Genomic DNA, 22,843 nt, shown 5'->3' on the forward strand with positions numbered 1-22,843 from the left:
TCCTTCAAAGCATGTTTCTGGCGCGGACGGCCTTGACGCTGTCGCGGGCTTCCATTGCCGCCATGAATGCGGCGATCTTCGGAAAGCGCGCAACGTCCACACCGTCGCCTTCGAGCCAGGTACAGATCACAAAGAGATAGCAATCCGCAAGGCACACAGTATCGCCCAGCACAAACGGACCGCGCAGGCCCCAATTGCTGATGTAGTCGCAGGAGGCCGTCATCGTCTCAGGCACTTTCCGGGCCATGTCCTTGAAGGATTCCGGGTTCGACGCCCACCGGGCGCCGCGCATCTTGTGGGCGTGGTTCACGTGCATCGTCGAGGCGAGATAGAACATCACTTCGCGCGTGCGGGCCGCCAATACCGGGTCACTGGGGCGCAGTTGGGCGTGCTCTGCCCGGTCGGCGATGAATTCCAGCAGTGCTCCGGTTTCCGTCAGGATGCCACCATCGACCACAAGCGCCGGCACGCGCCCCTTGGGATTGATCTGCTGGTAGGCCGGTGTGGCCTGTTCCTTGCGGGCAAAATCGACCTTGACCGGCTCATACTCCAGTTCCGCTTCCTCCAGGGCGATGGCAACGGCGATCGATATGGTGTGGGGCGCATAATAGAGCTGCATTGGGTCTCTCCTGAAATGAGGATCTGTCAGTGGACTCTGTCGGTGCAATGTTCAGTGTCAGAGATGGGTGCGCGCATATTGGCGCTCTGGCGGTTCCAGATGGGGGACGGCATTGAACAGCACCGGTGAATACTGGCCGCCGATATTGTGCAAGCGGTGCAGCGAGCTGTTCATGATGGCAAGCGCCATCCGCGCGGTGGCCGCGGTATCGAGGCCGAGACACTGGCGCATCACCATGGCAATCAACCCGCCGGATGTCACCAATAGCGCCGGACCTTCGCCCGCGGCGATGTCTGCCACGACGGCCCTGGTCCGGGTCTCGAAGTCGCGCCAGCTTTCCGGAGGGTTTTCGATCTGATTGCCTTCCCACGCGGCAAAGACCTGTGGCAGATGGGCGACAAAGCTTTCGCGCTCGCGCGGGATGGCCAGATTGTGCTGTGCCTCCATCGCCTGTGCGAGGGTGAAGTATTCCATTTCATTGAGGCGCGGGTCGGCGATCAGCCTCCCGGCATCAAAGCCCATGGCCAGAGCTGTTTCCCTGTGCCGGGAGAGGGTGCCGCAATAGATGCGGGCGTAGTGATCCTGGCAGGTCCGAAGATGATCGCCGAGCCAGGCTGCCTGCTGATGGCCGAGCGGGCTCAGCTTGTCGTAGCTGGCTTCCTCGCGCGCTTGGGTATTGGCCTGACCGTGCCGGACCAGTGTGATTTCTGACATAGGCGTGCCTCTTTCAACCCGTTGCAGAACTACTAGGGGAGGGGCGGGTCGGATAAAAGGGCCAAGTTGCGGAGGTTTGTCAGGGCCGACCCTGCGGGGGCGGGACCGTCAGGCGCGGTCGTAGCCCCGTTTCAGCATGCGGCTGCGGTGGCGGTCCGCAGCGACGGAGGCCTCGCGCAGGTTGCCGAAGATATTGATCGTGCTGCGCCCTTTTCCGCCTTTGACGCCCCATTCCCGCAGGACGGAAACTTCGTTGAAAAGGTTCATGGCAAGTTCGATCCGGTAGAACCGGGCCGGGCGCGCTTGGGCAAGACGATAGAGCAGACAGGTGGCCATGTTGTCTTTTTACGTCACCCGAATCACCGCTGCAAGAGGGCTCGCGATCCGAGATCGGGTTTCACTTCGGAGCAGGGCCGCAAGGGCGGGTGCGGTGGTTCGTGGCGCTTCGGGGCAGGGGTGAAATCCGCGGCGGGTGGGGATCAGCTCCAGCTGACATCGCCCAGAAAGATATAGCCTGCTCCGTAGATTGTTTTGATCAGGCGCGGGTTCTTGGGGTCTTCCTTCAGCTTGGTCCGCAGCCGGGAGATCCGCACATCCATGGCCCGGTCGAAGCTGTCCCCGGCGCCACCGCCCAGCCGCTCCATCATCTGGGACCGGGAGATCAGCCGTTTCGGGCTGTCGAGAAAGAGCCGCAGAACCTCGCCCTCGGCATGAGAAAACGTGGTCTCCTCGCCCGCCTCGTCTTCCAGCACATAGCGGTCGAAATGAGCGGTCCACCCGGAAAAATGCGCACGGTCGCCGGTTGGGGCCTTGCCGCCCCGGGGCGCGACACGCAGGCGCACACGGATGCGGGCAACGACCTCTGCCGGGTCAAAGGGTTTGGTTATATAGTCGTCGGCCCCCAGTTCCAGACCGGTGACACGGTCATGGACCTGCGCGCGGCCGGAGATGATGATCACGCTGGCCCCCTGTTCCAATGCGAGCCGATGGACCAGGGCCAGGCCATCCGTATCGGGTAGCGACAGATCCACGAGACAGACATCCGGTGTCACCCGTTGCAGGGCGGCCTCAAAATCGCGCGCCCGGGAAAAGCTCTGGGTGCGGTAGCCTGCGTCTTTCAGTGTTTCGGTCAGCAGGCGACGGATTTCCGGCTCATCATCAAGGATGGTCACGAGCGGGGCGAGGGATGCATCACGCATGCGGAGCCTCCTGTTGCAAGAGCGCCAGCAGTTCTGCGCGCTCAAAGGGTTTTTGCAAAAGCGGAGCCTGCGCCTGCGCGGTATGAAAGAGCGGATCGGACTGCGGCAGCGAGGTCATCAGAACCACCGGCGGCGCGCCATCGCCAAGCCGATGACACAGGTCGACCCCGGTGGCGCTGCCTTCGAGGCGGATATCAGAGAGGATCAGCGCAATGCCTTCGACATCCGCCACCAGCGCCACCGCCTCATCGACGCTGGTGGCCTCAATGACGGAATAGCCGAGCTCCATCAGCAGTTGCCGATAGGTCGCGCGCAGCGCGTCGCTGTCTTCCACAAGCAGGGCAATGCCGGCTGCGGCCATGGGCGCAATCCGGTAGGGCAGGCGGAGCGTGACCAGCGCTCCGGAGACCGTATTGCCGATGCGGATGTCGCCGCCTGCGGATTTCACCATGTCGTAGACCATCGACAACCCGAGCCCCGAGCCTTCCTGACCCTTGGTTGTGAAAAACGGGTTCAGGGCATTGACCAGCGCCTCGGGCGAAAATCCAGGTCCGGTGTCGCCAACGGAAAATTCGATCCATGTCTGCCCGACCGGGTGGGCGGAGACGGTGATCTGGCCGCTGACGCCACAGGCGTCGCGTGCGTTCAGGATCAGGTTCAAAAGCGCATCCTGCAGGCGGCCCGGGTCCAGCAGAAACCGGTCCGTTCCGGTGTTGTCCAGAACGCTGAGTCCGATGCCCTGCGGCAGGGAGGGCGTTGCGAGGATCTTCAGCTCGGTCAGAAGCGCGTGAAGATCGGTGGCCTGTGCACGCAGGCCGCGGTGCCCGGTCATTTCGGCCATACGGTCCAGCAACCGCCCGCCGCGCCGCGCCGCCGACAGGGTGCCGTCGATCAGCTCCGGGGCGCCTGCGGGCAGATCCATCCGGGAGAGTTTTGTCTGCATTCCAAGAATGATCGTCAGCAAGTTCGAAAAATCATGCGCCAGCCCGCTGGTCATCTGCGCCGCGATTTCCCGTTTCCGCGCTTGCTGCAGCGCGACGCGGGCCTGGGTTTCCTCTGTCACATCCATCGACAGAATAAAGACCCCCCCCTCGTGATCCGGGGTAAAGGCAACCCGCAGACGGCGGCTGTTCTGATCTTCGGTGAATTCGAAAACCGGACTGGCACCCTGATAGGCTTTGGCAAGGTGCGGCTTGATGCGGGCGTAGGCCGATGGTCCCAGTGCGGTCGAGATATGCTGACCGAGAATGCCGGAGGGCCGACCGGGAAAGACCGAGCTCAACCGGCCGTTGGTGAACGTATAGAAGCCCTCATTGTCCACATGGGCGATATGGGCGGGCATCATCTCGGTGGTCAGCCGGGTGCGCGCCTCGATTTGGGTGAGCTGCCGTTTGGTTTCTTCCAGTGTCTTGATCGTCGCGGCAAGATTGCGGTTGGTGGCGGATAATTCCTCGGTGTAGTTCATCACCTGATCCGAGAGTTCTTCCGAGCGCGCGCGCAGCAATTGCTCCACGCGTTTGGTGCGGGTGATGTCGGTATAGACCGTCACCCAACCACCCTGCGGCAGCGGTGCACCCTCGATCGAGATCACTTGCCCGTTGGCCCGCTGGCGCTCCACGTAATGGGGAACGAACGCGCGGGCCTGATCAACACGCTGCTGCACAAAGTCATCGATGTCGTCGATGGTTCCATAGTCGCCCTGTTCGGCGATGAAGCGGATGGTGTCGGCAAAGCTCGCCCCCTCCCGCACCAGATGCGCGGGCAGGTTGAACATTTCCTGAAAGCGATGATTGCAGGCCGCCAGCCGCAACGCATCGTCATAGACAGACAAGGCCTGTGCAATCAGGTTCAACCCGGCATCGATCATGGCGGTACGTTGTGCGGTGGTCTGTTTCATCTCGGCTCCCCGCACATTGGCTAGCAGGTTGCGACAGGGAGGCAAAGCGGCTTGTCCCGGCGCAGGGTTTGGCCTGCCTCCGGCAAATAGTTTGCACTTGTTACAATTCGAAAGGTTTCAGAAATCATCGCGAAAAACTTGCTTTGTTACGTGAGGGCTGTCCTAATATGGACATAAGGATCGCCCCGCACACCCGTGCGAGTGGCGGCCAATCCGGTCGGGGAGGACCGGATACGGGAGGAGTAAATACGTGTCTCACACCGCTGCGCAGACCTCGTCTGGCGCCGGGCAGTTGTTGTCTGTGCCGGCCCTGCTGGAGAGAAACGCCACTGTCTATGCTGATCGCCCGGCCTACCGGGAGAAGGAATTCGGCATCTGGCAGAGCTGGACCTGGAAAGAAACCGCCGATGAAATCGACGCGCTTGCGTTGGGGCTTCTGAGCCTTGGGGTGTCGGAGGGCGATTTCATTGCCATCATCGGTCGCAACCGGCCTTCGCTGTATTGGTCCATGGTGGCCGCGCAGAGTGTCGGCGCCGTGCCGGTGCCGATCTATCAGGATTCCGGCCCCGACGAGATGGCCTATGTTCTGGACCATTGCGGTGCGGCCTATGTGATCGCCGGCGATCAGGAGCAAGTCGACAAGGTTGTCGAAATCAAGGATCAACTGGAGAACCTCCGCCATGTGATCTACGTCGACCCCAGAGGTCTGCGGAAATATGATCATGAACATCTGCACCCCTATAAAGAAGTGCAGTCGCAGGGCCGCGCCGCGCCCGCCGAAATCAGGTCGGATCTGGCGGCCCGGCGGGCCCGGCTGACGTATGACAGTACCTGTGTCATGCTCTACACCTCGGGAACCACAGGCCGTCCCAAGGGCGTGGTGCTGTCCAACAAGAACGTCATCGAGAGCGCCAAGAATGTCAGCGAATTCGACCATCTGACGGAACGTGAAGAGGTGCTGTCGTATCTGCCGATGGCCTGGGTCGGTGATTTCATCTTTTCGCTCGGTCAAAGCTATTGGTGTGGTTTCTGCGTCAATTGCCCGGAAAGCCCGGAGACGATGATGACGGACCTTCGCGAGATCGGGCCGACCTATTTCTTTGCGCCGCCCCGGGTGTTCGAGGGCCAGCTGACCAATGTCATGATCCGGATGGAGGACGCCGGTCGTCTGAAGCAGCGGATGTTTCACTACTTCCTTGCGCATGCAAAGAAGGTTGGCGGGCGCATTCTGGACGGCAAGCCGGTGAGCGGGGCGGACCGGTTGAAATACTGGCTCGGCAATCTGCTGATCTACGGCCCGCTGAAAGACACGCTGGGATACGGGCGTATTCGCGTGGGCTATACGGCAGGCGAGGCGATCGGGCCGGAGATCTTCGATTTCTACCGGAGTCTCGGGATCAACCTGAAGCAGCTTTATGGTCAGACCGAAGCCACGGTTTTCATCACGGTGCAGCCGGATGGCGAAGTGCGGGCGGATACGGTTGGAGTGCCGGCGCCTGACGTCGAGATCAAGATCGATGACACCGGAGAGATCCACTACCGTTCGCCCGGCACCTTTGTCGAATATTACAAGAACGCTGAATCGACGGCATCAACCAAGGACGCCGAAGGCTGGGTCGCGACGGGGGATGCGGGGTTCATCGAAGAGAGCTCGGGACATTTGCGGATCATCGACCGGGCCAAGGATGTGGGCAAAATGGCAGATGGTGCGATGTTTGCGCCGAAATACGTGGAGAACAAGCTGAAGTTCTACCCCGATATTCTGGAAGCCGTGGTGTTCGGGAACGGGCGCGATCGCTGTGTGGCGTTTATCAATATCGACCTGACCGCGGTGGGGAACTGGGCCGAGCGCAACAATATCGCCTACGGATCCTATCAGGAGCTGGCCGGGCATCCCCGCGTGCTGGAAACGATCCGGTCGCATGTGGAGGCGGTCAACACCTCGGTGGCGCAGGACGAAATGCTGTCGGGCTGTCAGGTCCATCGCTTTGTGGTGCTGCACAAGGAACTGGATGCGGATGATGGCGAGATCACCCGCACCGGCAAGGTCCGCCGCCGCATCGTCGAGGAGAAATTCGCCGATATCATCACCGCGCTCTATGACGGTTCCGATCAGGTCTCGACCCGGACCGAAGTCACCTATGAGGACGGGCGCAAGGGCGCAATCAGTGCCACGCTCAGCCTTGTGGATGCCAAGGTGCAATCCGCGATCACCCGCGCGGTGGCGGCAGAATGAGGCCGGTCGGATCGACGCTCGTGCAGGCAAGCTGCACATCGCCCCGCCCGCCGTCCCCACATGCGACAGAAACCGAAGGAGGGGCCCATGCTTGACCAATCCGACAGCTATGTGACCGAGGATGGCCGCACCATTGGCCCCGTGGTCATGGAGATGAAGAATATCACGCTGCGCTTTGGGGGTGTGGTCGCCATCAAGGATATCTCCTTTGATATCCGCGAGGGCGAAATCCGCGCGATCATTGGCCCGAACGGGGCGGGCAAGTCCTCGATGCTGAATGTGATCTCGGGGTTTTACGTACCGCAGGACGGCGAGGTGCTGTTTCACGGCAAGAAGCGCCCGCCGATGCGCCCCTATGAGGTCGCGCGTCAGGGCATTGCCCGGACCTTTCAGAACATTGCCTTGTTTGATGGTATGAGCGTTCTCGACAACGTGATGACCGGGCGTTTGAACTATATGAAAACGAACCTTTTTCAGCAGGCCTTGTGGAAGGGCTGGGCTGAGAAGGAAGAGACCGAAAACCGGGAGGTGGTCGAAAAGATCATCGATTTCCTCGAAATACAGGCCATTCGCAAGACCCCTGTCGCGCGGTTGCCCTACGGGTTGAAAAAGCGCGTCGAACTGGCCCGGGCCCTGGCCGCGGAGCCCAAACTGTTGCTGCTGGATGAGCCGATGGCGGGAATGAACGTCGAGGAGAAAGAGGACATGTCCCGCTTTATTCTCGATGTGAATGATGAATTCGGCACCACCATTGCCTTGATCGAGCATGACATGGGCGTGGTCATGGATCTGAGCGACCGGGTCGTGGTGATGGATTACGGCAAGAAAATCGGCGACGGCACACCCGAAGAGGTGCGCAACAACCAGGATGTGATCGATGCCTATCTGGGGGTGTCCCATGACTGAGGCTGCAGAAAAATACAAGGAGGCGTGCCATGTCTGATCAACTGATCTTTGCCATGGAGGTGACGCTGAACGGATTGATGGCGGGCGTGCTCTATGCGCTGGTGGCGCTGGGCTTCGTGCTGATTTACAAGGCGTCGGGCATTTTCAACTATGCACAGGGCGTCATGGCGCTGTTCGCGGCGATGACCCTTGTCGGGATCATGAACGGGCAGGTGCCGTTTTCGCATCTGATCAACGCCATGTTTGGCGGGCACACGACCCATTTCGGCTGGACGGTGCCGTCGCTGGTGGCGATTTTGATGACGGTTGGCGTCATGGTTGTCCTCGCGTGGCTGGTGCAGGTCCTGGTGATGAAACATCTCGTGGGCCAGGAGCCGATCATCCTGTTCATGGCCACCATCGGATTGGCCTACTTCCTCGAAGGGGTGGCGGACCTGATGTGGGGGTCAGAAATCAAAACTCTGGATGTCGGATTGCCGCAGGGGATCAACCTGTGGATCGACGAGACGACCTTTGGGATTTTCGGTTACGGCTTCTTTATCGACAACCTGGACATCGTGGCGACAGTGATCGCGGCACTGTTGGTCACGGGGCTGGTGCTCTTCAGCCAATACACCAAGCAGGGGCGGGCCATGCGGGCGGTGGCGGATGATCACCAGGCGGCGCTGTCGGTGGGGATCTCTCTGAACTTCATCTGGGTGCTGGTCTGGTCCGTCGCGGGGTTTGTCGCGCTGGTTGCAGGCATCATGTGGGGCACCAAATCGGGCGTTCAGTTCTCGCTGTCGCTGATTGCGCTCAAGGCCCTGCCGGTGCTGATGCTCGGAGGCTTCACTTCGATACCCGGAGCCATTGTCGGCGGCCTCATCATCGGGGTCGGGGAAAAACTCTTTGAGTTTCTCATCGGCCCGATGGTGGGTGGCGCAACCGAGAACTGGTTTGCCTATGTGCTTGCGCTGATCTTCCTGGTGTTCCGCCCGCAGGGCCTTTTCGGAGAGAAGATCATTGAGCGCGTCTGAGCCGGATCTCTTCCCTGCGGGGCCAGCTCTGCAGCGTCAAGTCTGCATCCGCTGGAAGGCTGCGATGACGATGGCGGCAAACACCGTAATGGCCAGCGTCAGCGCAATGGTGATGTCACCAATCAGCCGCCCGATCAGAAAGGTCATGAGGCCGGCCGCGCAGAGACCGATAAAAATGAGCCCCCAGAAGGATGTAATATCGTCCGGATTGCCGACCGTATTGCCGACTGTGGTCTCCGGTCGGGCCTGCGGCCGCCCTGCGGACGGGCCCGAGGACGGGTTTGGCGTATCCGTCACGGGTCTTGATGCGGGGCCCGGTGCCGATCTTGGCCGGGCCGGTGCAGCACGTGCCGCTGGCTGCGGCCGCGGTCGCGCCGAAAATGTCGGCGTGACATCCGCATCCTCGACTGAAGCCAGAATCCTTTCTCTTTCAGTTGCATATTCCTTGGCGGAAATATCGCCACGCTTCCGGGCAGCATCCAGCTGCCGGATTTCTTCCAAAATCGCAGTCATCTTACCCACTCACATTTCCCACGCAGAATGTGGCGAACAGATTTGGGCAAAATGTGGCGAAACACGGAAATCTGACGAAATGGTTAACGGCGTCCGTGGCGCGAAGAGCCTGCCGCTTGACCGGGTCACCGCCCCTCCGGCGCGTGTGAAGGGGCCTCGCCGAGGCCTGAAACGCGCTTTCGCCTCGACATGGGGGCTGTCTAGGGGACGGTCCCCGCTCCTGTCTCGGCGGGGCCAGGTGAGCAATTATAACGTAAATACAGGGAGCCTCTGAGCCATGTTCTATCGTGAAGCCGGAGATTTCAAACTCTCCTATGTCGAGGACAGCCAGACCTTTCCGATCCGGTTTGACCGCTATCGCTACTTTGCCGTCCTGGCCGTCGCATACGGGGTGATCCCGTTCTTCGTTAACGACTACTGGGCCAATGCCATCCTGCTGCCCTTTCTGATCTATGCCATCGCCGCAATCGGGCTGAATATTCTGGTCGGATACTGCGGGCAGGTGAGTCTCGGGACGGGCGGGTTCATGGCGGTCGGGGCCTATGCCTGCTACAAGTTGATGACAGCCTTTCCGGACGTGTCGATGTTCATCCATGTGCTGCTGGCCGGGGGGATCACCGCGCTGATCTGCGTGCTGTTCGGCCTGCCCTCGCTCCGGATCAAGGGGTTTTACCTCGCGGTGGCAACGCTCGCGGCCCAGTTCTTTCTGGTGTGGCTCTTCAATCGGGTCCCGTGGTTTTACAACTACTCCGCGTCAGGCCAGATCAATGCGCCCGAACGCGAGGTCTTTGGCATCATTGTCACCGGTCCGAATGCTCCGGCCTGGGCTACTTATATGTTCTGTCTGATCTTTGTGACCTTCTGTGCCGTCGTGGCCCGCAATCTGACGCGCGGGACGCAGGGGCGGACATGGATGGCGATCCGGGACATGGACATTGCGGCCGAAATCATCGGGGTCAGCCCGCTGAAAGCCAAGATGACGGCCTTTGCGGTCTCGGGGTTCTTCGTCGGCATATCGGGGGCGCTGTTCTTTTCGGTCTACCTCGGCGCGGTCGAAGTCGGCGAGGCATTCGGGATCAACAAGTCGTTCCTCGTCCTGTTCATGGTGATCATCGGCGGATTGGGGTCGATTTTTGGCTCCTTTGCGGGGGCGGCATTCCTGGTGCTCCTGCCTGTGGTTCTCAAAGTGGTCGGCGTCGACATGCTGGGCTGGCCGACGGATATCGTCGCCCATTTCCAGCTGGTGATCGTCGGCGCGTTGATTGTGACCTTCCTGATCCTTGAACCGCACGGGCTGGCTCAGCTCTGGCGGGTGGCAAAGGAGAAGCTGCGGCTTTGGCCCTTCCCGCACTAACCGGGACATGACACTCGGCGGGGCCTGTCGGAGGAGGCCGGCCCCGATCCTGCACACATCGGAAAAATTCAAGGGAGGATGACACCCGATGAAACTGAAACTGACGACACTGGCGCTTGGTGCGCTGATGATGGCCGGCCCCGCTATGGCCGACCTGGTATTCCCGGATCTGAGCTATCGCACGGGTCCCTATGCGGCGGGCGGTATCCCGTTCTCTGATGGCTACAATGACTATTTCACCCTCATCAACGAGCGTGACGGTGGGATCGGTGGCGTCAAGGCCCGCGTGGTCGAATGCGAAACCGGTTACAACACCGAAAAAGGCGTGGAGTGCTACGAGTCCACCAAGGGCGAAGGCGCGTTGGTGTATCAGCCGCTGTCGACCGGGATCACCTATCAGCTCATTCCCAAAGCGACGGCCGACGGGATCCCAATGCATACCATGGGCTATGGCCGGACATCAGCCGCCAATGGCAAGGTTTTCAGCAATGTGTTCAACTATCCCGCCAACTATTGGGACGGGGCGTCCGGGGTGGTCAACTACCTGCTGGAAGAGAACGCAGGCGACATCAAAGGCAAGAAGCTCGCGCTGGTCTACCACAACTCCGCCTATGGCAAGGAGCCGATCCGCACGCTGGAAGAGCTGTCCAAGAAGCATGGCTTTGAGCTGAGCCTGCTGCCGGTGGACCATCCCGGTCAGGAACAGAAATCCCAGTGGCTGCAGATCCGCCGCGATCGTCCCGACTATGTGGTGATGTGGGGCTGGGGTGTGATGAACCAGGTCGGCGTACAGGAAGCCGCCAACATCCGTTTCCCGATGGAGAATTTCATCGGTGTATGGTGGTCCGGTGCCGAACACGATGTGATCCCGGCCGGCGCGAAGGCCGACGGTTACAAGGCGATCACCTTCCACAATGTTGGTCGGGATTTCCCGGTGTTTGACGATGTGCAGACCTATGTCGTGGACAAAGGGCTGGCAGCGGGCGCCGGGGATCAGATCGGGAATGTGCTCTATAACCGTGGCTTTTACGCGGCGATGCTCGCTGTAGAAGCGGCCAAGAAAGCGCAGGAAATTCACGGTGTTGCCGATATCGACGCGGGGATGATGCGGGACGGCATGGAAGCGCTGGAAATCACCCAGGAGCTGATGACGGAACTTGGCATGCCCAGCTTTGGCCCGTCCTTTTCGGTCTCTTGTGAAAACCACGGCGGTCCTGGTCTTGTTGGTATGACCCAGTGGGACGCGGACACGCAGACCTGGTCGATGATCTCGGGCTTCAACCCGACGGATGTCGACGTCATCGGGGCACTGGTTGCCGAGGATTCTGCCTCCTATGCGGCCGAAGCCAACATCGAAGAGCGCTGCAACTGATGCGCGCGCCGCGCCGGGGCATCCACCCCCGGCGCGGACACTGACACCTCTGATACGGCCACAGTTTGCCGGATTCGAACCGTCCCGACGGGACAACTGTGAAGGAATAGGCGATCGATATGCTGGATGCGGCCCACACGACAGACGCGCAGGTGGAAACACTGCTCGAGGTCAACAATATCGAGGTGATCTACAATCACGTGATCCTTGTTCTGAAAGGCGTCAGCCTCAAGGTGCCAAAGGGCGGGATCACCGCGCTTTTAGGAGGCAACGGTGCCGGCAAGACCACGACTCTGAAGGCGATTTCCAGCCTTTTGCACTCCGAGCGGGGCGAGGTCACCAAAGGGTCGGTTCTCTATCGCGGCGTGGATGTGCAGGCGCAGGACCCGGCCGATCTGGTGCGCAAGGGCGTGATCCAGGTCATGGAGGGGCGCCATTGCTTTGAGCATCTGACAGTCGAGGAAAACCTCCTGACGGGTGCCTATACCCGCAACGATGGCAGCGCCCGGATCCAGGAGGATCTGGAAATGGTCTATACCTACTTTCCGCGCCTGAAGGAACGCCGCAAGAGCCAGGCGGGCTATACCTCGGGCGGCGAGCAGCAAATGGTGGCGATGGGGCGCGCATTGATGAGCCGCCCCGAGACGATCCTGCTCGACGAGCCGTCAATGGGTCTGGCCCCGCAATTGGTGGAGCAGATTTTCCAGATCGTGAAATCGATCAACGAGAAGGAAGGCGTGACGTTCCTTCTGGCAGAGCAGAACACCAATGTGGCGCTGCGCTATGCCCATTATGGCTACATTCTGGAATCCGGAAGAGTGGTGATGGACGGCCCGGCCGCCGAGCTGCGCGAGAACCCCGACGTCAAGGAGTTCTACCTCGGGATGTCGGACGAGGGTCGCAAGAGTTTCCGTGATGTGCGGTCATACCGCCGTCGCAAGAGGTGGCTGAGCTGAAGCGGGAAGGACACGTCATGACGACTTACTTTGATGCACTGGAAACGCGCAGCAGCGATGCGCGCGCCGCAGATCTGGCCCGTGAATTGCCCGAGCAGATTGCCCGTGCCAAATCCGCGCCCGGCTTTGCCGCCTTGCTGGCGGATGTGGATCCCGCCCGTATCGCCTCGGTGGAGGATCTGGCAAAACTGCCGGTGTTGCGCAAGGCGGACCTGAGCGCTTCGCAGGCGCAGCATCCGCCGTTCGGCGGCTTCACTGTGAAGCCTGCGCATGGGTTTGCCCATATCTTTCAATCCCCTGGGCCGATCTACGAGCCGGGTGGCCTGGAACATGACTGGTGGCGCATGGGGCGGTTTCTCCATGCGGCGGGCGTCGGTGCCGGAGATGTGGTGCAGAACTGCTTTGGCTACCATCTGACGCCGGCGGGCATGATCTTTGAAAGCGGCGCACGGGCCGTCGGTGCGGCTGTATTGCCTGCCGGGACCGGCCAGACCGAGCTGCAGGTCACGGCCGCCCGTGATGTCGGCGCGACGACATATGCAGGCACGCCAGACTATCTGAAGGTCATTCTGGACAAGGCCGAGGCGATGGGGGTGGAACTTGGCTTCCGCAAGGCCGCGGTCGGGGGCGGCGCGCTGTTCCCGAGCCTGCGCAAGGATTATGCGGATCGGGGTATTTCCTGTCTGCAATGCTATGCGACGGCGGATCTGGGAAATATCGCCTACGAGAGCGCGGCGATGGAGGGGATGATCGTGGACGAGCGGGTCATCGTGGAGATCGTGACGCCCGGGACCGGCACGCCGGTTGCACCGGGAGAGGTGGGCGAGGTCGTGGTGACCACGCTCAACCCGGATTATCCGCTGATCCGCTTTGCCACTGGCGACCTGTCCGCCGTCATGCCCGGCGAGAGCCCCTGTGGCCGCACCAATATGCGGATCAGGGGCTGGATGGGCCGTGCGGATCAGACAACAAAGATCAAGGGCATGTTCGTGCGGCCAGAACAGGTTGCGGCGCTGGTCGACAAGCATGACGAGATCGTCAAGGCCCGGGTCGTGGCCTCCCGCGAGGGGGAGATGGACATGATGACCGTCCGTATCGAGGCCAATGGCGGGGATGCGACCAGTTTCGCACGCTCCGTTGTTGATGTGCTGAAGCTGAAGGGAACGGTCGATATTGTGGCGCCCGGCAGCCTGCCCAAGGATGGTCTGGTGATCGAGGATCAGCGCAAATACGACTGAGGCCCGGCTGTTCGGGCTCTTGGGCCCTGTTACAGATCCCGCCGCTGCTGACTGGCCGTCACAGCGGTGGTTTCACGCTGGAACTTTTGGCGGAAATGCTTGAAACAGGACTGGCACTGTTACAGGCAGGATGAATGACAGACGCAAGCCCGACGCAGAAAAGGCCAGCTCGCACCCCGGTCAGCCCGCCCTATCCTCGGGGAACACGGGGCTTTGCGATCGTGGCCTGGAGTGTTGCACTGACCTGTTTGCTGCCGATGGTCGCGGTGGCGATTGCGGCGGGGTCCGGCGGCATCGCGACGATCTCTCATCTCGCGGAAACCGTGCTGCCCCGCTATGCGCTGACCACGGTGTATCTGGTGGCGCTGGTGTCCATCGGGACCTTTTCAGTCGGCGTTGGTGCGGCCTGGATTGTGACCATGACCCGGTTTCCGGGGGTGCGGATCTTTGAGGTCGCTCTGGTCTTGCCCCTGGCGTTTCCTGCCTATGTGCTCGCCTATGCCTATACATTCCTGCTGGATCATCCGGGCATCGTGCAGTCCACGCTACGGGATGTGACCGGGTGGGGCCCGCGCGACTACTGGTTCCCGGAGATCCGCTCGCTTGGCGGTGCGGCCTTGATGCTGGTGCTGGTGCTTTATCCCTATGTCTATCTGTTGGCGCGGGCGGCCTTCCTGCAACAGAGTGCCAGCGCCTTTTTGGCGGCGCGCGCGCTGGGGGACAGCTCGTGGCGGGCGTTTTGGCGCGTCAGCCTGCCAATGGCCCGCCCTGCCGTCGCCTCCGGCGTGCTGCTGGCGGTGATGGAGACCATCGCAGATTACGGCACTGTCGCCTATTTCGGCGTGCAGACCTTTGCGACCGGGATCTATACCAGCTGGTTTTCCATCGGCGACCGCTCCGGCGCGGCGCAACTCGCCCTGTGCCTGCTGAGCTTTGCGTTGCTGCTTGCGGTGGCCGAGCGGGTCAGCCGGGGCAAGGCGCGCTATCATCATGCGGGCAAGCAACAGGCGGCGCTGCCCCCTGTGGAGCTGAAAGGCGGCAAGGCGATTGGGGTGATGATGCTCTGTGCGCTGCCGGTGGCGCTGGGGTTCCTGCTGCCACTGATCAGCCTGTCGCTCATGGGGCTGCAGTCGGAACAAAACCTGCTGAGCCGTCGCTATATCGCCTTCATCAGCAATTCCCTGACTTTGGCCAGTATTGCGGCGGCGCTGACCCTTGTGGCGGCTATCAGCCTCGGGTTTTATCAGCGGCTGAGACCGGGCAGGCTGTCAGGGACGGCGGCTTACCTGTCCCGTCTCGGCTATGCGGTGCCGGGCGGCGTGATCGCGGTGGGGCTGATGGTGCCCTTCGCGGCCTTTGACAACGCATTGGACGCCTGGATGCAGGTGAATTTCGGAATTCGCACCGGCTTGTTGGTGACCGGGTCAATCTGGCTTTTGATCCTGGCCTATCTGGTGCGTTTCATGGCCGCGGCCCTCGGCGCCTATGAGGGCGGTCAGGCCACTGTTCACGCCAATATGGATGCCGCTGCACGCTCTTTGGGACAGAGCCCGATGGGGATGCTGCGGCGGGTGCACCTTCCGATCCTGACGCCGAGCCTTCTGACCGCGCTTTTGATCGTGTTTGTCGACGTGATGAAAGAGCTTCCCGCGACGTTGATCATGCGCCCGTTCAACTTTGACACATTGGCGGTGCAGGCCCATCGGTTGGCCGCCGACGAACGGCTGGAAGGGGCGGCGGTGCCCTCTTTGGTGATAATGGCGGTCGGCTTGCTGCCGGTGGTCCTGATCTGCCGCCAGGTGGGCAAGCGGCGCTAGTCGCTCCGGGCCGGGTGCTGCTACGCCGGCCGGAGACAGGTCACGCGCCGGACCACCAGTTTTCGATTTCGGTCCGGGTGACTCTTTTTTCCGGCCCCAATCCCACAAGAATGGTTTCGGAGGCATCGCAACGCCGGGCCTCGACATGGCGTCCGACAATATGGAGTTCGTATGCGCCGCCGGATGTGAGCACAAAGCCCTTCATCCGGTAGAGGCCTTCGGGGCGCTCCGCCAGCTTGTCGCCAAGCGCACGGCGGTCCAGCACACGGTCGCTCCGGTGTTGCCAACTGACGTAGCCGGGGTGCGGTGCGGGCGTGGCCCCTCGCGGCAGCGGCACGATGTCAAACAGCATCTGAGAGAGCGCAATATCGTCGATCCGAAGAGGCGAGCGGGCACCATTGGCCGCCAAGTGTTCCAAAAGCGGCTCGCTGGGCGCGTCATCAAGTTTGCTGATCAGGACAAGGTCGGCTGCACGGATCTGCTGTGACACCTGCGGCGCGAGCAGGGAATCGTCGAGCAGGGCTTCGATGTTCCTGCCGTCCGCAACCGTGATGATTCCGGCATAGCTCAGACGGCTGTCCCCAAGCAGCGCATTGGCGATGGCGACCGGCTCTGCGACGCCGCTGGCCTCAATCAGGATGTGATCGGGTTTGTGGCCTGTGGCCAGCAGCTGGTTGACGCTCTGTAGTAGATCGTCGCTCAGGGAGCAGCACACACAGCCGTTGCTCAGCGCGATGCTGTCGACGGTATCGCTTTCGATCAATGCGGCGTCGATATTGATGCTGCCGAAGTCATTGACCAGCACCGCCAGACGCAACCCGTGTTCTTCGCGCAGCAGCGTGTTGATCAGCGTCGTCTTGCCGGCACCGAGATAGCCGCTGACGATTGTAACCGGAATGCGCATCAGGACCGCTCCCGGCGCACGAGCTGTTTTGCATTCGGCATAGCGGCCGCGCTCCCTACTGTCTGACTGTGCAATCTCTGGGTTTTGCTTGGCGCGACCTATAGAAGGTCAGAGGGGTCCGGTCCAGACCAACCTTGTGCGCCGCTCCCGCGCCCGCGGGTCCTGATTGCCCGGGAAGATGCGCACCGCAATACTCTGGTCCGTACGCGAACACAGGCGCAGCCGAAGCCACGCCTGTGCGGATCATGTCACCGGGACGGGAAGGATTATTCCCAGCCCGCCTCGTTAAAGATCTTCTGTGCTGTTGGAATGTTCTCCGCCACGTCCGACAGGTTCACATCGTCTGCTTTGAACTCGCCCAATTTGGCAACATTCTCGGCCAGCTCAACATCCGCCACTGCGGGGAATTCGTCGTTGCCGTTGGAGAAATACTGCTGCGCCTGATCGGATGCCAGATATTCCAGGAACTTGATGGCGTTCTCGCGGTTCGGGGCATGCGCCGCCACACCGGCACCTGACAGGTTCATGTGCGCGCCTTCGGCGTCCTGCGCCGGGAATACCCAGCCGATCTTGTCGAGGTCAGCCGACACGCCTTTGACATCCTTGCGCATGGCGCGGGCGAAATAATAGCTGTTGGAGACAGCGATCTCGCACTCGCCGGACACCAGACCGCGCAGCTGATCGGTATCACCGCCCTGTGGCGCGCGGGCCATGTTGGACACGACACCCTCGGCCCAGGAAGTGGCGGCCTCTTCGCCATGGTTGGCGATGATCGATGCAAGCAGGGTCTGGTTATAGGTGTTGGTCGACGACCGGATGCAAACCTTGCCTTTGTAGGCCGGATCGGCAAGGTCCAGATAGGTCGCAGGCGGGGTATCGACGCTGTCCTTGGCGAAAAAGATGATCCGCGCCCGTTGCGAGAAGCCAAACCACTGATTGTCCTTGTCCTGCAAGTTGGCGGGGATCTTTTCTTCCAGTTCCGGGCTGTCGATCGCCTGCAGGATACCTGCATTCTTGGCCCGCGCCAGTCGGGAGGTGTCGACCGTGATCAAGACGTCCGCAGGAGAGTTGGCGCCTTCGGCTTCCATCCGCGCGATCAGTTCGTCCGCGTTCCCCTCGATCCGGTTTATGGTGATTCCCGTCGCCGTTTCAAAGTCGCTGTAGAGCCGTTCATCGGTGTCATAGTGACGCGAGGAATACAGATTGACCACACCGTCGGCGGCAACGGACGTTGCAAAACTGGCGGCAATGATGGTGGCAAAAACGTTCGATTTCATGAGGTTTCCTTCCCTGTTTTGTCGCTTTCACCCGGACGTTGACCTCCTCTTGTCAAATCCGAGTGCTTTAGTCGATTAAAGCATTGGGTGGGGAAAGGAAGGGGAAACAAACCATATCTGTCGGAAATTTGATCACGGCGTTGATCACCACGCCTGTCGCGGGGCCGGGTTTAGGCGTGGCGCGGGGCGTCGATTGGCGCCTTGGAAGGCTTTGAACAACAAAAAACCGCACCCAAAGATGCGGTTTTCCGGAGCCTCTTTCGAGGCTTCACAAGCTCGGTGCTCAGCCCTGACGGGCTTTGAAGCGACGCTGGGTCTTGTTGATCACGTAAACGCGGCCCTTGCGGCGCACAACCCGGCAATCGCGGTGCCGGTTCTTCAGCGAGCGGAGTGAGTTTTTGACCTTCATGGCCTCTCTCCTTTTCTGCGGCGCGAACCAGCGCCTGGGTTTGCGGGGCATTCTGGACGTTGCCGACCAGAACAGCGAAATCATGGTGGGCGGTACAAGGATCGAACTTGTGACCCCTTCGATGTCAACGAAGTGCTCTACCGCTGAGCTAACCGCCCATGATACCAACATCAAAACGTCTTGGCTGCGCCGATTGGCACATCGCTTCGGGTCGGTGAAGGGGTCTATAAAAGGAGTCGATTGTGGGCGCAAGAGCTTTTGCCACAGAAATATAAACTCTATGCTGTGTTCATCAGGCAGGAGGCGGAGCGCGTATGTCAGGGTCGGCATATTCTATTGAGATGCCACAGGTATGGCGATCACCGGTGGTGATTGCATCACCACACAGTGGCGCAAATTATCCGCAAGCCTTTGTGGAACAGTCCATTCTCGATGCGAAACGGCTGCGAAGCAGCGAGGATGCCTTTGTAGACGGCCTGTTTTCCGCTGCACCGCAGTTGGGAATGCCAATGCTGACGGCGCGCGTGCCAAGGGCCTTTGTCGATTTCAACCGCGCGTCAGACGAGCTGGATCCGGCTTTGATCGAGGGGGTGACGCGGCGCGGACAGAATCCGCGCGTGGCCTCGGGGCTGGGTGTGATTCCCCGTGTGGTGTCCAACGGGCGCACAATCTATCGCGGAAAAATCCCGCTGACGGAGGCCCGTGCCCGAATCAACCAGTATTGGGTTCCCTATCACGCCGCCTTGCAGCGCCTGCTGGATGCCGCGCACGCCCGATTCGGCGAAACGATCCTGATCGATTGTCATTCCATGCCACATGAAGCAGTCGAGAGCGTCGCGATGCTGCGCGCGCGTCGGCCGGAAATCGTGTTGGGCGATCGGTTCGGGGCGGCTGCGCAGGGTGCCATTGTGGACCGCGTTGAGGCCGCCTTTGCGTCGGCGGGGTTTCGTGTCGCGCGCAACTCGCCCTTTGCCGGAGCCTACATCACCCAGACCTACGGGCGGCCATCGCGGGGCCAGCATGCGGTGCAGGTCGAGATTGATCGCTCGCTTTATATGGATGAGGTCCATATCCGGCCAAATGGCCAGTTTGAGGAGGTGCGTGCAAGGTTGACCCAGGCCCTGCGCGAGATTGCAGAGCAGGGCTCCGACAGTCAGCCCATGGCCGCAGAGTAATCGGACCCGCCCTCAGCGCAAGGCGCGCCCTTTCAGAATCGCCGCTTTGCCAAATCGTTTTCGGATTTCATCGGCCGCCCGTTCTGCGTTGGCCCGTTTTTCGGCGCCGGGGTCAAGCAGATCCGCGGCCAGATCTGCCTGCGCCTCGGGCACCAATTCGCTGATACCGCATCCCAGCAGGCGAAAAGGCCCCTGTGAGATCGCCTGATCCAGCAGGGCCCGCGCTGTGCGATAGATCTGATCGGCCGTTTGCGTCGGACTGTGCAGGGATTGACGCCGGGTGAGCGAGGAATGATTGGCGCGCTTCAGCTTCAGGGTCACAACGCGGCCGGCCAGGGCTTTGGCCTTGGCGCGGTCAGAGACCTGTTCGGCCAGACGCCAGAGGTGGCCATCAAGCACCTCCATATGCATCGTGTCCTCGAAAAACGTCGTCTCCTTGGAGATCGATTTGACAGAGGCCCGGGCGGACACCCGGCGCCGATCCTCGCCGCGCGCCAGATGCCACAACCGGTCGCCCATGGAGCCAAAACGGTGGTGGAGATCCTGCCGCTCCCACCGGAGCAGATCGCCAATCGACCGAATCCCTGCAGCATCCAGCGCAGTCTGCGCGGCCGGTCCGATGCCCCAGATCAGGCGCACCGGTTTGTCCCGCAGAAACTCGGCGGTTTCGGCGGCACCGATCACGGCGAATCCACGGGGCTTGTCGAGATCCGAAGCCACCTTGGCGAGGAACTTGTTGTGACTGAGGCCGATTGAACCGGTGATGCCCAGTTCATCCTTCATCCGTTTGACCAGCCGGGCCAGCATGACCGCAGGCGGGGCGCCGTGCAGCCGTTCGGTGCCGGAGAGGTCCATGAAGGCCTCATCCAGCGACAGGGGTTCGACCTCCGGCGTCAGTTCATCCATCATCTGACGGATGGCGCGGCTGGTCTCGACGTAGGCCTCCATTCGGGGTTTGATGACCACCGCATCGGGGCAGAGTTTCAGGGCCTGAAACATCGGCATGGCAGAGCGGACGCCGCGGATGCGCGCCACATAACAGGCCGTCGAAACGACGCCCCGGTGGCCGCCGCCGATAATGACGGGCTTGTCCGCCAGCTCGGGGTTGTCGCGTTTTTCAACACTGGCGTAGAAGGCATCGCAGTCCATGTGGGCAATGCTGAGCGAGAACAGCTCCGGGTGGGATTTGATGCGGGGGCTGCGGCACAGCGGGCAATGACGCTGCACGCGACGCGCCGCGGGCAGGTCAAAGCTGTGCAGGCAATCACGACAAAGGGCGGGCGGCATGGCGAACTCGGCAGAAAACTCGGCGAAAAGCGGACGCACAGAGATGCAGCAAGGATGAAACAGGGGTGCATACCGGTTGTGCAGGGGGTAGCGTCGGCCTCAGCGCCTGAAACATACAGCTGTGCGGAGGCTCTTTCATATCATGCACTTCATCGGAGCGAAACTGGCCCTGTTCCTGGGCCACCACCTTCTGGTCATCCTGCGGGATGAGCGAACGGACATTCCGTTCCCCGGCTATTGGGATTTCCCCGGAGGAGGGCGCGAGGGCGACGAGGATCCCGAGGACTGTGTCCTGCGCGAAACCGAAGAGGAGGTCGGCCTGCGGCTGCTCCGGCCGCAGTTGACGCACGCCCGCTGCTATCCGAACGAGGAGGGGCATAGCTGGTTTTTCGCGGCTCATCTGGACATGTCCAGTGTCGATGACATCCGGTTTGGCAATGAAGGGCAGGGGTGGGAGCTGATGGCACCGCAAGACTACTTGTCTCATCCGCTCGGCATTCCGAATTTCAAGTCCAGGTTGCAGGACTACCTGTCCAAAATGGGCGCGCCACAGCGATAAAGCGGCTGCGCGCCTTGCCAGAGAAAGAGCTTTTGCAAAGAAAGACCCCCGCACAAGAGGCGGGGGGAGGTGACGTCACTCAGGAAGAGGTCAACGTCAGGGGAGTGTCTCCCCTTCAGAATCGAACACTTTTGCCCGTTTGGCAAAGCTTCAGGGGTGAAAATTACACATTTATGCCCCGCACCTGTGGTTTCCAAGTCACGTGGCGGGGGAGGCAATATCAGAATTCGAACACGTACATCCTGAGATTGTTCTTTGATCTTCGCGCCTTGCCCCTGCGTCACGCCCTGTTTTTGCGTTTGGGTTGCGGCGGCAGGCCCAAGTGCAAATTCGCCCGTTTAATAGGCAGAGGGCGCTCAGCTCCGGTTCGGGGACTTGGCCTGGGGGCTGTTCATTTCCGCCAGAATTGCTTCTGCCGCGCCCCGAGGGGTTTTCGCTGTCCAGATCGGGCGCCCGACGACGATGTGATCGACACCCGCCGCAAGAGCCTGCGCCGGGGTGGCAATACGTTTCTGATCGCCAAGGGACGCGCCAACCGGGCGCACCCCGGGAGTCACGATCAACTTGCCTTCAGCCTCCGGCAGGGCACGGATCAGCGCCGCTTCCTGCGGGCTGGCGATCACCCCGTCCGCACCCGCCGCGAGCGCGTTTGCGGCGCGCTCCTGCACCAGGTCAGAGATTTGCCCTGGTTTGATGAGGGCCCCGTCCAGATCCTCCCGGTCAAGGGATGTGAGAATCGTGACCGCGAGGATTTTCATGTCGCTGCCAGAAGCGCCTTCCTTGGCAGCGCGGACCACATAGGGGTCGCCGTGGACGGTCAGGAAATCCAGATCGAATTGCGCCAGTCCCCGTACCGCATTTTCCACCGTTGCCCCGATATCAAAGAGTTTCATGTCGAGGAAAATGCGTTTTCCGTGCTCCTGTTTCAGCTCATTGGCAAGCGCAAGCCCGCCCCCGGTCAGCATCCCCAGACCGATCTTGTAGAAAGAAACGGCATCCCCCAGCTGCTCTGCCAGATGCAGACCCTCGACGGCATTGGGCACATCCATGGCAACAATCAGGCGGTCATCTGCAACGGGGCTTTGCATCGGGGGTCTCCGGTTTGGGCTTGGTTGCTGCTTCCTACTGGCATTGGGTCATTGGGAAAAGGGAAATGATGCGGTGCGCAGGGCCCCAGCCCAGAGATTTGATGCGGGCGATTTGATCCAGGCGATTTGATCCCAGTCTCATTTGGTCTGGTCTCATTTGATCCCGGTCAAAGTTCATCAATCTCTGATATGTTAGCTACGGGCTTGAACATGCGGGCAGGATGCCCACATCAATACCCGAGGCCCACACCGACCCTGTGCTGCCAAGCGGGCAGGGTCACAGGCGGGGCGCTTGTGAAGAGGAGAA

At 61.1% G+C, this 22,843-nt stretch carries 21 protein-coding genes and 1 tRNA gene; 10 read left to right on the forward strand and 12 right to left on the reverse strand.

Going from position 1 to position 22,843, the window contains the following annotated elements; all coding sequences use genetic code 11:
* Positions 1 to 4: 4 nt before the first annotated feature.
* From FGE21_RS15485 to FGE21_RS15505, 5 genes are all read right to left on the reverse strand, one after another.
* Positions 5 to 619: a glutathione S-transferase family protein gene (locus FGE21_RS15485; protein ID WP_139664336.1), complete on the reverse strand. Its 615-nt coding sequence runs from the start codon at positions 617 to 619 to the stop codon at positions 5 to 7.
* Between the two features lie 57 nt (positions 620 to 676).
* The gene (locus FGE21_RS15490) at positions 677 to 1,333 is read right to left on the reverse strand and encodes a histidine phosphatase family protein (protein ID WP_139664337.1); all 657 of its coding nucleotides are present in this window, start codon (positions 1,331 to 1,333) and stop codon (positions 677 to 679) included.
* 108 nt (positions 1,334 to 1,441) lie between these two features.
* Complete coding sequence (locus FGE21_RS15495; RefSeq protein ID WP_139664338.1) at positions 1,442 to 1,669, reverse strand: WGR domain-containing protein; 228 nt, start codon at positions 1,667 to 1,669, stop codon at positions 1,442 to 1,444.
* Between the two features lie 143 nt (positions 1,670 to 1,812).
* Positions 1,813 to 2,532: a response regulator transcription factor gene (locus FGE21_RS15500; RefSeq protein ID WP_139664339.1), complete on the reverse strand. Its 720-nt coding sequence runs from the start codon at positions 2,530 to 2,532 to the stop codon at positions 1,813 to 1,815.
* Entirely contained in the window at positions 2,525 to 4,429 is a 1,905-nt protein-coding gene (locus tag FGE21_RS15505; protein ID WP_139664340.1) for a PAS-domain containing protein, read from the reverse strand. Before FGE21_RS15505 ends, FGE21_RS15500 begins: the two co-directional genes overlap by 8 nt.
* A 250-nt stretch (positions 4,430 to 4,679) precedes the next feature.
* On the opposite strand from FGE21_RS15505, the gene FGE21_RS15510 reads away from it, so the two are divergent.
* The 3 genes from FGE21_RS15510 (at position 4,680) to FGE21_RS15520 (ending at position 8,587) form a co-directional block, all read left to right on the forward strand.
* Complete coding sequence (locus FGE21_RS15510; protein WP_255731611.1) at positions 4,680 to 6,665, forward strand: AMP-binding protein; 1,986 nt, start codon at positions 4,680 to 4,682, stop codon at positions 6,663 to 6,665.
* A gap of 87 nt (positions 6,666 to 6,752) precedes the next feature.
* The gene (locus tag FGE21_RS15515; RefSeq protein ID WP_139664341.1) at positions 6,753 to 7,571 is read left to right on the forward strand and encodes an ABC transporter ATP-binding protein; all 819 of its coding nucleotides are present in this window, start codon (positions 6,753 to 6,755) and stop codon (positions 7,569 to 7,571) included.
* Positions 7,572 to 7,600: 29 nt separating this feature from the next.
* Positions 7,601 to 8,587, forward strand: a complete 987-nt coding sequence (locus FGE21_RS15520; protein WP_139664342.1) for a branched-chain amino acid ABC transporter permease — start codon at positions 7,601 to 7,603, stop codon at positions 8,585 to 8,587.
* 36 nt (positions 8,588 to 8,623) lie between these two features.
* Here the strand turns inward: FGE21_RS15520 and FGE21_RS20445 are convergent, their stop codons facing one another.
* Entirely contained in the window at positions 8,624 to 8,884 is a 261-nt protein-coding gene (locus FGE21_RS20445) for a hypothetical protein (RefSeq protein ID WP_255731612.1), read from the reverse strand.
* Positions 8,885 to 9,377: 493 nt separating this feature from the next.
* Between FGE21_RS20445 and FGE21_RS15530 the strand changes: the two genes are divergently transcribed.
* The 5 genes from FGE21_RS15530 to FGE21_RS15550 all read left to right on the forward strand — a co-directional run bounded on the left by FGE21_RS15530 (position 9,378) and on the right by FGE21_RS15550 (position 15,837).
* On the forward strand, positions 9,378 to 10,454 hold the full coding sequence (locus tag FGE21_RS15530) for a branched-chain amino acid ABC transporter permease (protein WP_139664344.1): 1,077 nt from the start codon (positions 9,378 to 9,380) through the stop codon (positions 10,452 to 10,454).
* A gap of 88 nt (positions 10,455 to 10,542) precedes the next feature.
* A complete protein-coding gene (locus FGE21_RS15535) occupies positions 10,543 to 11,826 on the forward strand; it encodes an ABC transporter substrate-binding protein (RefSeq protein WP_139664345.1) in 1,284 nt (427 codons plus the stop codon).
* Positions 11,827 to 11,945: 119 nt separating this feature from the next.
* Positions 11,946 to 12,782, forward strand: a complete 837-nt coding sequence (locus FGE21_RS15540) for an ABC transporter ATP-binding protein (protein WP_139664346.1) — start codon at positions 11,946 to 11,948, stop codon at positions 12,780 to 12,782.
* Positions 12,783 to 12,799: 17 nt separating this feature from the next.
* The gene (locus tag FGE21_RS15545; protein ID WP_139664347.1) at positions 12,800 to 14,020 is read left to right on the forward strand and encodes a phenylacetate--CoA ligase family protein; all 1,221 of its coding nucleotides are present in this window, start codon (positions 12,800 to 12,802) and stop codon (positions 14,018 to 14,020) included.
* Positions 14,021 to 14,277: 257 nt separating this feature from the next.
* A complete protein-coding gene (locus FGE21_RS15550) occupies positions 14,278 to 15,837 on the forward strand; it encodes an iron ABC transporter permease (RefSeq protein ID WP_255731615.1) in 1,560 nt (519 codons plus the stop codon).
* A 40-nt stretch (positions 15,838 to 15,877) separates the two neighbouring features.
* Here FGE21_RS15550 and FGE21_RS15555 read toward each other — a convergent pair whose 3' ends face one another.
* From FGE21_RS15555 to FGE21_RS15570, 4 genes are all read right to left on the reverse strand, one after another.
* Entirely contained in the window at positions 15,878 to 16,741 is an 864-nt protein-coding gene (locus tag FGE21_RS15555) for a GTP-binding protein (RefSeq protein WP_176695456.1), read from the reverse strand.
* Between the two features lie 266 nt (positions 16,742 to 17,007).
* Positions 17,008 to 18,018: a Fe(3+) ABC transporter substrate-binding protein gene (locus tag FGE21_RS15560; RefSeq protein ID WP_139664350.1), complete on the reverse strand. Its 1,011-nt coding sequence runs from the start codon at positions 18,016 to 18,018 to the stop codon at positions 17,008 to 17,010.
* Between the two features lie 283 nt (positions 18,019 to 18,301).
* Positions 18,302 to 18,427 carry a type B 50S ribosomal protein L36 gene (gene ykgO / locus FGE21_RS15565; protein ID WP_008562923.1) on the reverse strand — a complete coding sequence of 42 codons (126 nt, stop codon included), beginning with the start codon at positions 18,425 to 18,427 and terminating at the stop codon, positions 18,302 to 18,304.
* A gap of 83 nt (positions 18,428 to 18,510) precedes the next feature.
* Positions 18,511 to 18,585 (reverse strand) — tRNA-Val (locus FGE21_RS15570).
* Positions 18,586 to 18,741: 156 nt separating this feature from the next.
* Between FGE21_RS15570 and FGE21_RS15575 the strand changes: the two genes are divergently transcribed.
* Positions 18,742 to 19,602: an N-formylglutamate amidohydrolase gene (locus tag FGE21_RS15575; RefSeq protein ID WP_139664351.1), complete on the forward strand. Its 861-nt coding sequence runs from the start codon at positions 18,742 to 18,744 to the stop codon at positions 19,600 to 19,602.
* Between the two features lie 12 nt (positions 19,603 to 19,614).
* On the opposite strand, the gene FGE21_RS15580 is transcribed toward FGE21_RS15575, so the two are convergent.
* Complete coding sequence (locus FGE21_RS15580; RefSeq protein ID WP_139664352.1) at positions 19,615 to 20,889, reverse strand: DNA polymerase IV; 1,275 nt, start codon at positions 20,887 to 20,889, stop codon at positions 19,615 to 19,617.
* A gap of 142 nt (positions 20,890 to 21,031) precedes the next feature.
* On the opposite strand from FGE21_RS15580, the gene FGE21_RS15585 reads away from it, so the two are divergent.
* The gene (locus FGE21_RS15585; protein WP_139664353.1) at positions 21,032 to 21,448 is read left to right on the forward strand and encodes an NUDIX hydrolase; all 417 of its coding nucleotides are present in this window, start codon (positions 21,032 to 21,034) and stop codon (positions 21,446 to 21,448) included.
* Positions 21,449 to 21,804: 356 nt separating this feature from the next.
* On the opposite strand, the gene pyrF is transcribed toward FGE21_RS15585, so the two are convergent.
* On the reverse strand, positions 21,805 to 22,536 hold the full coding sequence (gene pyrF / locus FGE21_RS15590; protein ID WP_139664354.1) for an orotidine-5'-phosphate decarboxylase: 732 nt from the start codon (positions 22,534 to 22,536) through the stop codon (positions 21,805 to 21,807).
* Positions 22,537 to 22,843: the final 307 nt, after the last annotated feature.

The organism is Phaeobacter sp. B1627 (assembly GCF_006265095.1).
In the GTDB taxonomy this organism is placed as follows: domain Bacteria; phylum Pseudomonadota; class Alphaproteobacteria; order Rhodobacterales; family Rhodobacteraceae; genus Epibacterium.